This is a genomic window from Streptomyces sp. NPDC031121 (assembly GCF_055570615.1).
The window spans coordinates 128,264-141,584 of sequence record NZ_JBVIGV010000016.1; the positions used below are offsets into that span (position 1 = coordinate 128,264).

The window sequence follows — 13,321 nt, forward strand, 5'->3', positions numbered from 1 at the left end:
GTGAGGTCGGTACGGGGAGGTAGACTTAGGCGTGTCTGGCCGGACGCAAGCCCGCGCATGCCCCGAACGCACCTGTGTGGGGTGCCGGGCGCGAGCGGCCAAGAGCGAACTGCTGCGCATCGTGGCGGTCGGGGACGCGTGCGTCCCCGATCCTCGCGGTACGCTGCCCGGCCGGGGTGCCTACGTGCACCCCGCCGCGGTCTGCGTCGACAAGGCGGTCCGCCGCAAGGCGTTCCCCCGGGCCCTCAGGTCCCCGGGAGCGCTCGACACGGCCGGACTGAGCGACGCCGTGGCCGCCGTGGCCGCGGCGACACCGTAAGAAGTAGTACGGCACGGACACCCCGTGCGGTCAGGTACCTCGCGAGTTGGAAGTAGGTCGAGATTGCGATGAGCACTCGATGAGTACGCGATGAGTACGCCCATGAAGTAGCGACGGTCCGGCGCAACCCGGACCTAAAAGGAGCGAAGTGGCTAAGGTCCGGGTATACGAACTCGCCAAGGAGTTCGGAGTGGAGAGCAAGGTCGTCATGGCCAAGCTCCAGGAACTCGGTGAGTTCGTCCGTTCGGCGTCCTCGACGATCGAGGCGCCGGTTGTGCGCAAGTTGACCGACGCACTGCAGGGGCCCGGCGGCAACGCCGGCAAGTCCGCTGCCAAGCCGGGAGCGCCCCGCAAGGCCGCCCCCGCCAAGCCCGGGGTCCCGACCCCCGGCGCCATTGCACGTCCCGCCGCCCCGAAGCCCGGCGCACCGGCCCCCAAGCCGGCCGCCGCAGAGGCTCCGGCCGCGCCGGCCCCGGTGACGCCGGCCTCTCCCGGCCCGCGTCCCGGCCCGAAGGCCCCGGCCGCCCCGAAGCCCGCTCCGGCGGCGCCCGTGGCGACCGAGTTCACCGCGCCCCCGGCCGCCCCCGCGCGTCCGGCCCAGGGTGCGACCCCCGGCCCGCGTCCGACGCAGCAGCGTCCCGCGGCCGGCGGCCAGGGCGGAGCCCGTCCCGGTGCCCCGCGCCCCGGCTCGGCCCCCGGTGCCCAGGCTCCGCGCCCCGGCGCGACGCCCGGCCCCCGTCCGGGTGCCCGCCCCGCGGGTCCCCGTCCGGGCAACAACCCCTTCACCTCCGGCGGCTCCACCGGCATGGCGCGCCCGCAGGCGCCCCGTCCGGGCGGCGCGCCGCGCCCCGGCGCCCCCGGTGCCGGCGGTGCCGGCGCCCCGCGCCCGCAGGCCGGTCCCGGCGGCGGCCCGCGTCCGCAGGCCCCCGGCGGCGCCCGTCCCACCCCGGGCGGCATGCCCCGCCCGCAGGGCCCGCGCCCGACGCCGGGCGGCAACCGCCCGAACCCGGGCATGATGCCGCAGCGTCCCGCGGCCGGCGGTCCCGGCCCGCGTCCCGGCGGCGGCCCCGGCCGTCCCGGTGCCGGCGGTCCCCGTCCGGGCGGCGCCGGCCGCCCCGGCGGCGGCGGCTTCGCCGGCCGTCCGGCCGGTCCGGGCTCGCGCCCGGCGGGCGGCGGCTTCGGCGGCCCGCGTCCGGGTGGCGGCGGCTTCGGCGGCGGCCCGGGTGGCGGCGGCGGCCGTCCCGGCTTCGGCGGCCGTCCCGGCGGCCCCGGTGCCCGCGGCGGCACGCAGGGCGCCTTCGGCCGTCCCGGTGGTCCGGCCCGTCGCGGCCGCAAGTCGAAGCGGCAGCGGCGCCAGGAGTACGAGGCCATGCAGGCCCCGTCGGTCGGCGGCGTGATGCTGCCCCGCGGCAACGGCGAGACCGTTCGCCTGTCGCGCGGTGCGTCCCTCACCGACTTCGCCGAGAAGATCAACGCCAACCCGGCGTCGCTGGTCGCGGTCATGATGAACCTCGGCGAGATGGTCACGGCCACGCAGTCCGTGTCCGACGCGACCCTCCAGCTCCTCGCCGAAGAGATGAACTACACGGTTCAGATCGTCAGCCCGGAGGAGGAGGACCGCGAGCTGCTCGAGTCCTTCGACATCGAGTTCGGCGAGGACGAGGGCGGCGAGGAGTTCCTGGTCGCGCGTCCGCCGGTCGTCACCGTCATGGGTCACGTCGACCACGGCAAGACCCGCCTCCTCGACGCCATCCGCAAGACCAACGTGGTCGCGGGCGAGGCCGGCGGCATCACCCAGCACATCGGTGCCTACCAGGTCGCGACCCAGGTCAACGACGAGGACCGCAAGATCACCTTCATCGACACCCCGGGTCACGAGGCGTTCACCGCCATGCGTGCCCGCGGTGCGAAGTCGACCGACATCGCGATCCTCGTGGTGGCGGCCAACGACGGTGTCATGCCGCAGACGATCGAGGCCCTGAACCACGCCAAGGCGGCCGACGTGCCGATCGTGGTCGCGGTCAACAAGATCGACGTCGAGGGCGCGGACCCGACCAAGGTGCGCGGTCAGCTGACCGAGTACGGTCTCGTGGCCGAGGAGTACGGCGGCGACACGATGTTCGTCGACATCTCCGCCAAGCAGGGTCTGAACATCGACAAGCTGCTGGAGGCCGTGGTCCTCACCGCGGACGCCGCCCTCGACCTGCGCGCCAACCCCGAGCAGGACGCCCAGGGCATCGCGATCGAGTCCCACCTCGACCGCGGCCGCGGTGCCGTCTCGACCGTCCTCGTCCAGCGCGGAACCCTGCGCATCGGCGACACGATGGTCGTGGGCGACGCGTACGGCCGTGTCCGCGCCATGCTCGACGACAAGGGCAACAACGTCGAGGAAGCGGGTCCGTCGACCCCCGTCCTGGTCCTGGGTCTCACCAACGTCCCCGGCGCCGGCGACAACTTCCTCGTCGTCGACGAGGACCGCACGGCCCGCCAGATCGCCGAGAAGCGCGCGGCGCGCGAGCGCAACGCCAACTTCGCCAAGCGCGTCCGTCGCGTGTCCCTCGAGGACCTCGACTCCGTGCTCAAGGCCGGTCTGGTCCAGGAACTCAACCTCATCATCAAGGGCGACGCGTCCGGTGCGGTCGAGGCCCTGGAGTCCTCGCTGCTCCAGCTCGACGTCGGCGAAGAGGTCGACATCCGCGTCCTGCACCGCGGTGTGGGTGCGGTCACCGAGTCCGACATCGACCTGGCGATGGGCTCCGACGCCATCGTCATCGGCTACAACGTCCGTGCGGCCGGCCGCGCCGCGCAGATGGCGGAGCGCGAGGGCGTCGACGTCCGGTACTACTCGGTGATCTACCAGGCCATCGAGGAGATCGAGGCGGCCCTGAAGGGCCTGCTGAAGCCGGAGTACGAAGAGGTCGAGCTCGGTACGGCGGAGGTCCGCGAGGTCTTCCGCTCGTCCAAGCTGGGCAACATCGCGGGTGTCCTCATCCGCTCCGGCGAGGTCAAGCGCAACACCAAGGCGCGCCTGCTCCGCGACGGCAAGGTCGTCGCAGAGAACCTCACGATCACCGGTCTGCGCCGCTTCAAGGACGATGTCACCGAGATCCGCGAAGGCTTCGAGGGCGGTATCAACCTCGGAAACTTCAACGACATCAAGATCGACGACATCATCGCGACGTACGAGATGCGCGAGAAGCCCCGCGCGTAAGCGCGAGGCGGTTCGTACCGTGTCGTGACCGGGGCCGGTCGGCGGAGTATTTCCGTCGATCGGCCCCGGCCGTTGCGTGTACGGTTCTGGTGACCCTGCCGCCAGTCGGCCGGCAGGCCACCGAACCCGGACCGGCGGGACATCCGGAACTGCATGTACGTGGGGACTCTGTCCTTCGACCTGCTCCTCGGCGACGTCCACTCGCTGAAGGAGAAACGCTCCGTCGTCCGCCCCATCGTCGCCGAGCTCCAGCGGAAGTTCTCCGTGAGCGCGGCAGAAGTGGGCGACCAGGACCTGCACCGCCGGGCCCGCATCGGGGTCGCGCTGGTGAGCGGCGACACGGGGTACCTCTCGGACGTACTGGACCGCTGCGAGCGGCTGGTCGCGGCGCGTCCGGAAGTGGAGCTGCTGTCGGTGCGCAGGCGGCTCCACGGTGATGAAGACTGAATGCAAGGAAAGAAGGAGACGGACCAGTGGCCGACAATGCGCGGGCGAAGAAGCTGGCGGACCTCATCCGGGAGGTGGTGGCCGAGAAGCTGCAGCGAGGTGTCAAGGACCCCCGCCTCGGGACGCACGTGACCATCACGGACACCCGGGTCACCGGCGACCTGCGGGAGGCGACGGTCTTCTACACGGTCTACGGCGACGACGAGGACCGCGCCAGCGCGGCGGCGGGCCTGGAGAGCGCCAAGGGCGTCCTGCGCTCGGCGGTCGGCAGGGCCGCGGGCACCAAGTTCACGCCCACCCTGACGTTCGTCGCGGACGCCCTGCCGGAGAACGCGCGCACCATCGAGGACCTCCTCGACAAGGCGCGCGCCTCCGACGCCCACGTCCGGGAGGTGTCCTCCGGCGCCGAGTACGCCGCCGGCGCCGACCCGTACAAGAAGTCCGGCGACGACGAGGACGCATCCGCGTAATGAGCAGCAACGCAGGGAAGACGCCGGACGGTCTGGTCATCGTCGACAAGCCGTCCGGCTTCACTTCGCACGACGTGGTCGCGAAGATGCGCGGGATCGCCAGGACCCGCCGCGTCGGCCACGCGGGCACGCTCGACCCGATGGCGACGGGTGTGCTCGTCCTGGGTGTGGAGAAGGCCACCAAGCTCCTCGGCCACCTCGCGCTCACGGAGAAGGAGTACCTCGGCACCATCCGCCTCGGCCAGAACACCCTGACCGACGACGCCGAAGGCGAGATCACCTCCTCCGCGGACGCCTCCGGGGTCACCCGCGAGGCCGTCGACGCGGGTGTCGCCAAGCTGACGGGCGAGATCATGCAGGTCCCGTCGAAGGTCAGCGCCATCAAGATCAAGGGCGTGCGCTCCTACAAGCGCGCCCGCGACGGCGAGGACTTCGACATCCCGGCCCGCCCCGTCACCATCTCGTCCTTCCAGGTCTACGACATGCGCGAGGCCGAGGCCGAGGACGGCACGAAGGTCGTCGACCTGGTCGTCTCCGTCGTCTGCTCCAGCGGTACGTACATCCGCGCCCTCGCCCGGGACCTGGGCGCCGACCTCGGCACCGGCGGCCACCTGACCGCGCTGCGGCGCACCCGCGTGGGCCCGTACAAGCTGGACCGGGCGCGGACGCTGGACCAGCTCCAGGAGGAGCTGACCGTCATGCCGATCGGCGACGCGGCCGCCGCGGCGTTCCCCCGCTGGGACCTGGACGCCCGCCGCGCCTCGCTGCTCGGCAACGGCGTCCGGATCGAGATGCCGGAGGAGTACGCGGACCGCGGGCCGATCGCGGTCTTCGGGCCGCAGGGGCAGCTGCTCGGCCTCGTGGAGAGCAAGGGCGGCAAGGCGAAGTCGCTGGCGGTCTTCGCCTGACTTCCCCGCCCGGCCTGCGCCCGGCCCGCGCCCTGCGCGGCGGCGGCGTTGACGTGGAGCGGCGAGCGCACACCGGCTGCTGCTCACCGCTCCACGGCCCCCCTCGGTCAGTCTCTATCCACCCCGGCCCCTTTGCTCACCCGTCCGAGCAGGCGCGCGGAGTGACTGGACGGAGCACAAGGGGGCGCTTTTCGCCGGGAGCCCGCCGGCCGGCGGCGGGCGGACGCCCGCGCACCTCCCGCGGGAGGTGACACAGAGCGCGGCCCGGCCCGACACCGATGCGGGACGCCGGGCGGGGGCATGGCAGTCTTAGACCTGGTATCGGCAGTACACAGGACAGGGCCTACACGGTTCGGGCGAGGAGCGGTCACAGTGCAGCGCTGGCGTGGCTTGGAGGACATCCCCCAGGACTGGGGGCGCAGCGTCGTCACCATCGGCTCGTACGACGGCGTGCACCGGGGCCACCAGCTGATCATCGGGCGGGCCGTCGCCACGGCGCGCGAGCTCGGCGTGCCGTCCGTCGTGGTCACCTTCGACCCGCACCCGAGCGAGGTCGTCCGCCCCGGCAGCCATCCGCCGATCCTGGCGCCGTACGACCGGCGCGCCGAGCTGATGGCCGGGCTGGGCGTGGACGCGCTGCTGATCCTGCCGTTCACGGCGGAGTTCTCGCAGCTCTCGCCGTCCGACTTCATCGTGAAGGTTCTCGTCGACAAGCTGCACGCGCGCGCCGTCATCGAGGGCCCGAACTTCCGCTTCGGCCACCGCGCCGCCGGCAACGTCGACTTCCTGCGCGAGCTGGGCGCCACGTACGACTACGAGGTCGAGGTCGTCGACCTCTTCGAGCGCGGGACGGCGGGCGGCGGAGTGCCGTTCTCCTCCACGCTGGCCCGCAAGCTGGTCGCCGAGGGCGACATGGACGGCGCCGCCGAGGTGCTGGGCCGCCCGCACCGCGTCGAGGGCGTCGTCGTACGCGGCGCGCAGCGCGGGCGCGAGCTGGGTTACCCCACGGCCAACGTCGAGACCCCGCCGCACACCGCGATCCCCGCGGACGGCGTGTACGCGGGCTGGCTGACCGCGAACGGCGAGCGGATGCCGGCGGCGATCTCGGTGGGGACGAACCTCCAGTTCGACGCCACCGAGCGGACCGTGGAGGCGTACGCGATCGACCGGATCGGCCTCGATCTGTACGGGCTGCACGTCACCGTGGACTTCCTCGCCTACGTGCGCGGCATGGCGAAGTTCGAGTCGCTGGACGGGCTGCTGGAGGCCATCGCGGATGATGTGAAGCGGGCGCGGGCGCTGACCCAGGAGTACGACGCGCAGCACGCGCGGCACTGATCGCGCAGGCGCCGAAGGGCCCGTGCCGTCCCCCTTCCGGGAGGACGGCACGGGCCCTTCGCGGTGTGCCTGCCCGGTCCTCAGCCGAGGCGCGGGTCGCGTGGGGGCTGCTGGCCCGGCTGCTGCCCCGGCTGCTGCTGCTGCTGCGGCCACGGCTGGCCCGGGTGGCCCGGCTGGGGGGCGTACGGCTGCGCGGGCTGCGCGTACGGCTGCGGGTAGCCGGCCGGAGCGCCCTGGGGGTGGGCCTGCGGGTGCGGCTGCGCGTACGGCTGCCCGGGGGCCGCGGCCTGCTGAGGGGCTCCCCACTGCTGCTGGGGCGCCTGCCGGGCGGCGCGGACGAAGTCCTCGGCCACCAGGGAGGCCAGGTGGAAGTACGCCTCGCGGGTCTTCGGCCGCATCAGGTCGAGGTCGACCTCGGCCCCGGCGGCGAGGTGCTCGTCGAACGGCACGACGACGACGCCGCGGCAGCGGGTCTCGAAGTGCTGCACGATGTCCTCGGTCTTGATCATCTTGCTGGTCTCGCGGACCCCGGAGATGACCGTGAGGGAGCGCGAGACGAGGTCGCCGTACCCGTGCGCGGAGAGCCAGTCGAGCGTGGTGCTGGCGCTGCTCGCGCCGTCCACGGACGGCGTCGAGATGATGATCAGCTGGTCGGCGAGGTCCAGGACGCCGCGCATCGCCGAGTAGAGCAGGCCGGTGCCGGAGTCGGTGAGGATGATCGGGTACTGCCGGCCGAGCGTGTCGATGACGCGGCGGTAGTCCTCGTCGTTGAACGTGGTCGACACGGCCGGGTCGACGTCGTTCGCGATGATCTCCAGGCCGGAGGGGGCCTGAGAGGTGAACCGCCGGATGTCCATGTACGAGTTCAGGTACGGGATCGCCTGGACCAGGTCCCGGATCGTCGCGCCGGTCTCGCGGCGGACGCGGCGGCCGAGGGTGCCGGCGTCCGGGTTCGCGTCGATGGCCAGGATCTTGTCCTGGCGCTCGCTCGCGAGGGTCGCGCCGAGCGCGGTGGTCGTCGTGGTCTTGCCGACGCCGCCCTTGAGGCTGATCACGGCGATCCGGTAGCAGGACATCACCGGGGTGCGGATCAGCTCCAGCCTGCGCAGGCGCTCGGCCTCGGCCGCCTTGCCGCCGAAGCGGAAGCCCGCGCGCTGCGGCTTGGGCTTCTGCTTGCCGCGCAGCAGCCGGTCGGAGGACAGCTCGACCGCGGCCGTGTACCCGAGCGGGGCGCCGCCCGCGGCGGGGCCGGGCTGGTGGTGCGGGTCGTGCGGCTGGGGGCCGGTCTGCGGGCCGGTCTGCGGGCCGGACGGCCACGGGGCGCCGTTCCGCGGGTCGGTCTGCGGCTGCTGGGGCTGTGCGGGGGCCTGCCGGGGCGGGGCCTCCGCCGCCTGGGGCGGTGCCGCCGCCGACGGCGGGTACGCGTAGCCGCTCGCGTTGGCGGGGGCCTGGGGCGGGAAGGCGTAGCCCTGCGGGGCCTCGGGGGCCTGCGAGGCGGGCGGGTAGGCGTATCCGCCCGCGGCGGGCGCGTACGGGTGGCCCCCCGCTGCCGTCGGGGCCGGGGGCGGGAAGGCGTAGCCCTGCGGGGCCGCCGGGGCGGCGTACGGGGCAGGGGCCGACTGCTGCGGGGGAGGAGCGTCGGCCGGTGCCGGGGCGGCGGGGAACGGCTGCCCGGCCGCCGGGGCGTCGGCGGCCGGCGCGTACCCGGCGGGCACCGCGTCGGCGGGAGCCGCCGCCGGGACCGGCTCGGAGCCCGCGGAGGGCAGGGCCGTTCCCTCGGCGGGCGTGTCCGGGCGCGGGACCGCGCCGGTCGGCTTGCCCAGCACGATGCCGCGGCCTGACGAGGCGGACTCGGGCGCCTGGGGCTGCGGCACGCCGAACGCGGGCGTCCTGGAGCCGGAAGCCTCCGCGGCGGGCGCCGGTACGGGCCCGGGTGCGCCACCGGCCCCGCCCGCCGTGAAGGCCCGTGGCGCGCCGTCGGCCGGGCCTGCCGGGGGGAGCTGCGCGGCCTGCGGCGCGTCGGCGGGTGCGGGCGTCTCGGGGAAGGCCGGCACCGGCGTCGGCGCGCCCTCGGCCGCGCTCGCCGCAAACGGCTGTGCGGCCTGCGGGGCTTCGGCGTGCGCCGGCGGGGGCGTCCCGGGGTGGCCCGGTGCGGGCGCCTGCGCATCCTCGGCGGCCGCGAAGGGCTCCGGTGCGTCAGCCGGGGCCGGCACCTCGGGGAGGGCCGGTACGGGCTCCGGGCCGGGCGCGGCGGCCAGCGGCACGGCATCCGCCGCGGACGCGGCTGCCGACGCCGCGTCAGGTGCGGCCGCAGCGGCCGGAGCAGCGGGGTCCGGAGCCGGCGCGGCCGCGTCCCGGGTGCGCGCCGGGGGCGCCATGCGCATCGTCGGGGGCGAGGCCAGCTCCGACGGCCGGTGCGGTTCGAAGCCGCTGCCCTCGGGCAGCGCCGGGACGGGCGAGGCCGGGGCCGCGCTCTGCGTGTACCAGGCGGGCGGCGTGTAGTCGATGGTGAACTCGCCCGTCACCTCGGGCTCCGCGTCGGACTGATCGTCCGTCGGGACGTCCCACGCCCCGCCGCGCCTCTCGTTCCGATCGCCGCTCACTCGTCCTCCTGGTCTGTCGAACACCGGTCCGGCGCCGCTCGGCGCCACGCCCACACCCAGCCTAATCGGGCGCCGACGCCGGTGTCCGCCCCCGCCGGGCGACGCCCGCCACCCCTGCCGGTTCCCGCGGCACGGCCGCCGAACGACCGCCACCCCCCGGCGGGCCCGGGCCGTCGGCGGCGGCGGACCGGGGCGGCGTACGCGGGGCCGGTCAGTCGATGCGGCGGCAGGGGCCGAGGAGGGCGGACTCCTGCTCCGTGCCCTGCGTCATGACGAACTGCCGGTCCCGCGGAGTGCACCACAGCGTCACGCCGTCGCCGAGCGTCGGCAGCGACTCCACCGTCTGCCGGGGCAGGCCCATCAGGCGGCCGATCTGCTCCGCCTCGTCCGGGGACACCCGCTGGACGCCGACGAGCGCCGAGTTCTGCAGCAGCCGCGGCGCCGTCGGGCTCAGGTACGGCAGCAGCGTCACCACGGACTGCCAGGGGCCCGCCACCACGCGCCCGCGCGGCGGCCGCATCCCGCAGTCGCGGATCACCAGCACCGGGCTCCCCGCGGAGGCGCCCTGCGGAGGCACCCGGCCCACGTCGTGCAGCGTCACGCACTGCTGCCCGCCGCCGGCCGCCTGCGCGAGCCCCGCCCACACCTGGGCGCGGCCGGTCTCCACCGCGACGCGGGCCCCGGTCGCGGCGGCGCGCAGGGCGAGCACCTGGGCCGTCCACAGGCCGCCGATCAGCGTCACCTCGTACGGGGTGGGCCGGTTGATGCCGAGCACCGCGGGCCTGCCGTGGGCGTCGACGCCGATGACGACGCCGTCGTCGCCGACCGGCAGCGCCAGCGCGTCGAGGTCCGCCACCGGCACGGTGTGCCGTTCGCGGCGCGGGCCGATCAGCCCGAAGCCGCCCCTGACCGTGCTCTTCATCGCGCGCCTCCCAGCGGCAGCGAGGCCAGCAGCCCCGGCACCTGTTCGCGGTCGAGCCGGACCAGGCCGGTGCGCACGCCGCGGGCGGTGCGCTCCAGTTCCCGGCGTGCGGCGACCAGTTCCTCGTCGCTGCGGCCCGTCACCCGTACGTGGCCGGTCAGGGTGACGCTCTGCCGCTCACCCGAGGCCATCGTCAGGCTGAAGTTCGTCGCCAGCGCCTGGAGGGAGGTCAGCAGCGCCACGAACTGCGGCAGGGAAGCCGCCGCCGAGCCGCCGAGCTGCGGCCAGCGGCCGATCCAGTACGTGGTGTGGCGCCGGTCGTCGCAGCGCCAGGTGCGGGCCGTCTCCTCGGTGCGCCGGCCGGTGCTCGCCGAGCGGCCCGCCTGCGTGATCGCCCGCGGGTTGGCGCAGGAGGAGGTCGCCAGCGCCGCCGTCAGCTCCTGCTCGGTGAGGACGGTCGCCCGGAACCCGGCCCCGGCGAGCCGGCTCGCCAGCTGGTCGGCGGCGCGGACCACGCAGCGCTGGGCGCCGGCGAGACCGCCGCCGCGGGCGGCGACCGCCTCGGGGCACAGCTCCGGGTCGAGCTTGAGCGCGATCCACGTCAGCCGTACCGCCGGGGTGCCCGTCTGGGCCTGGAGCGGGGCGTAGTTGCGTGCGGCGGTCGACTGCGCCGGCAGGTGCGGGGCGGGCGCGGGCTGGGTGTGCTGCACGAACTGCGCCGACTCCAGCCGGATGCCGTCCACGTCGAGGATGTCCCGGACGAGCGCGAGCGGCAGCGGCCGCTCTCCGCGGTCGGGCCGCAGGGCGGTGGCGTCGGTGTCGACCTGGACGACGGCGGTCAGGAACGTGCCGTCGCCGACCATGCCGACGGGCCGCCGGTCGCGGTCGCTGAACGTCATGGTCCGCAGCGCCGGATCGGCCTCGACGAGCGGGGCGAGGCCCGGCTCGGTGCCCGCGGGCACCGTGAACGCGGCGGCGCGCCGGCGCCGGGCGCGCAGGGCGAGGGCGCTGCCGATCCACTCGGGCAGGGAGCGCTGGTGGCGGCGTACGAGGGCCAGCACGGCCAGGACCAGGGAGAGGACGCCCGCGGGAACCAGCAGCAGCGGTTCGACGACCCACGCCACCAGCAGAGCGGCCGCCGCCACCTGGAGCAGGACGAGTTGTTGCAATCGGAACGGGCCGAAACGCCCCGGGGTCGACTGCGGATACGGCGTCACCCCGCTGCGTGCGGGTGCCGGAGCACCCGTCTGCGGCTGCGTCGCGGTGGCCATCAGTGGCCCACCTCCCCTTTCCGGGCCGAGACCCCCGTGAGTGCCGGAGCCGCGCGCTGCCCGCCGCATGCCTCCGGAACCTCCTCAATCCACCCCAACAGGCCCTGTTTCCCCCGGTGCGGAAGGCGCTGAGCGGCTGCCTCACCCTACCCGGCCCCTGCGTGTCCTCGGTCAAGAGGCATAGTAGGTCCCCGGTCCGACCATCAAGGCCCGGGGACCGCAGTCGCCGACCGGGCCGTTCGGGGAGAAGCAGACGGTCATGGCATCACGGCGTGATGAACTCAACGCGTACACCTTTGCGAAGCGGCGGACGGTGGCCGCGTTCCTCCAGCCGTCCGCGACGGGCTCCGAGGAAGGCGCCCCCCGTCCGCTGCGGGCGGTCGTGCCGGGCCTGGTGGCGGGAGCCGTCGTCCTCGCCGGGTTCGGCGCCTGGGGCATGTTCAAGCCGCAGGCGCCGAAGGGCTGGGACGAGGCGGGCACGAAGGTCCTGGTCGGCAAGCAGTCCACGACCCGGTACGTGGTGCTGAAGACGAAGGTGAACGGCAAGGACCAGACCCGCCTGCACCCGGTGCTGAACCTGGCGTCGGCGCGACTCCTGCTGGACCCGCAGAAGTTCAAGGTCCTCCAGGTCGACGACAAGGTCCTGGACGCGGGCAAGCCGCCCCGCGGCCCGATCATCGGGATCCCCTACGCCCCCGACCGGCTGCCGTCGCCGAAGGACGCGGGCAAGGCCAAGCGGTGGGCGGTCTGCCAGGCGCCCGGCGGCAACGGCAAGAGCGTCCAGACGGCGACCTTCGTCCTCGCCGACCGGGAGGCCGGAATCATGGACGACGAGCGCCGGCTGACGGACGCGCAGATGCTGTACGTGCAGAGCACCGGCGGGTCCAAGGAGCGGTACCTGGTCGACGCGACGGGCACCAAGTACAAGTTCCCCGAGGGCACCGCCGACGCGGCGAAGATGACGAACGCCCTGGTCGGCACCACGGGCGGCAGCCCGCAGCAGGTCTCCGAGCAGTGGCTGGCCACGCTGAACTCCGGTGACGACCTGGCCTTCCCCCAACTGCCCGCCCAGGCCGGCACCAAGGCCGACGTACCGGGCCTCGGCACCGCCGACAACAAGGTCGGCATGGTGCTGCGGGCCCAGACCGGCTCCGGTGCGCAGCACTACGTCGTGCTGCCCGGGAAGGTGGCCCCCGTCTCCGACTTCACGGCGTGGCTGCTCATCTCGGCGCCCGCGACCGACGGCCTGAACATGCACGGCAAGGCCCGCGAGGTCGACCTGCAGTCCTTGAACCCCGACCCGGGGGTCTTCAAGGGCGAGACGCGCTGGCCGCAGAAGAAGACCGGCCGCATCAACCAGGCGGGCTCCGGCCAGGGCGCCGCCCGCGACACCGTGTGCAACGTGCTGCGCTCGGTCGACGGCCAGGGCGGGCAGACGCTGAGCACCTGGGCGGGCACCGGCTTCCCCGTCGACATCACCGCCAGCGGCACCAGCGCCTACGTCACACCCGGCTCCGGCCTGCTCTACACGCAGGTGCAGGGCAAGCAGACCACCGCGGGCGGCTCCACGTTCCTGGTCACCGACACCGGGCTGCGCTACGCCGTCCAGGCCAACGGCGACAGCGACGCCGAGAAGTCCAAGATCGGCGCGGCGGACCCGCAGGCGCAGGGCGGCGCCGCGGAGGGCCGCCCCGAGGCCAGCCAGGCGCAGATCCGGCTCGGCTACGGCGGCGTGGTGCCCGCGATGGTGCCCATCGCCTGGTCCGAGTTCCTCTCCAAGGGGCCCCGCCTGGACACCAACTCGGCACGCCAGCCGCAGGGTTCGTGAGGAG

10 protein-coding genes are annotated in these 13,321 nt (G+C 74.4%); 7 read left to right on the forward strand and 3 right to left on the reverse strand.

Features of this window, described 5'->3' with window-relative positions:
• The first annotated feature begins 31 nt into the window (after positions 1–31).
• The 6 genes from ACZ462_RS27480 (at position 32) to ACZ462_RS27505 (ending at position 6,693) form a co-directional block, all read left to right on the forward strand.
• Positions 32–319, forward strand: a complete 288-nt coding sequence (locus tag ACZ462_RS27480; RefSeq protein ID WP_467807373.1) for a YlxR family protein — start codon at positions 32–34, stop codon at positions 317–319.
• Positions 320–467: 148 nt separating this feature from the next.
• Positions 468–3,530 (forward strand): translation initiation factor IF-2, encoded by a 3,063-nt coding sequence (gene infB, locus ACZ462_RS27485; protein WP_467807371.1) that lies wholly within the window; start codon positions 468–470, stop codon positions 3,528–3,530.
• A gap of 153 nt (positions 3,531–3,683) precedes the next feature.
• Positions 3,684–3,977, forward strand: a complete 294-nt coding sequence (locus tag ACZ462_RS27490) for a DUF503 domain-containing protein (RefSeq protein WP_054223643.1) — start codon at positions 3,684–3,686, stop codon at positions 3,975–3,977.
• A gap of 26 nt (positions 3,978–4,003) precedes the next feature.
• Positions 4,004–4,447 (forward strand): 30S ribosome-binding factor RbfA, encoded by a 444-nt coding sequence (gene rbfA / locus ACZ462_RS27495; protein WP_467807369.1) that lies wholly within the window; start codon positions 4,004–4,006, stop codon positions 4,445–4,447.
• On the forward strand, positions 4,447–5,355 hold the full coding sequence (truB, locus tag ACZ462_RS27500; protein ID WP_467807368.1) for a tRNA pseudouridine(55) synthase TruB: 909 nt from the start codon (positions 4,447–4,449) through the stop codon (positions 5,353–5,355). The genes rbfA and truB overlap by 1 nt, the downstream gene beginning before the upstream one ends.
• A 372-nt stretch (positions 5,356–5,727) precedes the next feature.
• Positions 5,728–6,693, forward strand: coding sequence for a bifunctional riboflavin kinase/FAD synthetase (locus ACZ462_RS27505; protein WP_467807367.1), 966 nt, complete (start codon positions 5,728–5,730; stop codon positions 6,691–6,693).
• A gap of 80 nt (positions 6,694–6,773) precedes the next feature.
• Here ACZ462_RS27505 and ACZ462_RS27510 read toward each other — a convergent pair whose 3' ends face one another.
• The 3 genes from ACZ462_RS27510 to eccE all read right to left on the reverse strand — a co-directional run bounded on the left by ACZ462_RS27510 (position 6,774) and on the right by eccE (position 11,489).
• Complete coding sequence (locus tag ACZ462_RS27510; RefSeq protein ID WP_467807366.1) at positions 6,774–9,296, reverse strand: SCO5717 family growth-regulating ATPase; 2,523 nt, start codon at positions 9,294–9,296, stop codon at positions 6,774–6,776.
• Positions 9,297–9,507: 211 nt separating this feature from the next.
• Positions 9,508–10,218: a hypothetical protein gene (locus ACZ462_RS27515; protein WP_467807364.1), complete on the reverse strand. Its 711-nt coding sequence runs from the start codon at positions 10,216–10,218 to the stop codon at positions 9,508–9,510.
• Positions 10,215–11,489, reverse strand: coding sequence for a type VII secretion protein EccE (eccE, locus tag ACZ462_RS27520; protein ID WP_467807363.1), 1,275 nt, complete (start codon positions 11,487–11,489; stop codon positions 10,215–10,217). Before eccE ends, ACZ462_RS27515 begins: the two co-directional genes overlap by 4 nt.
• Before the next feature lie 259 nt (positions 11,490–11,748).
• Between eccE and eccB the strand changes: the two genes are divergently transcribed.
• Entirely contained in the window at positions 11,749–13,317 is a 1,569-nt protein-coding gene (eccB, locus tag ACZ462_RS27525; RefSeq protein WP_467807362.1) for a type VII secretion protein EccB, read from the forward strand.
• Positions 13,318–13,321: the final 4 nt, after the last annotated feature.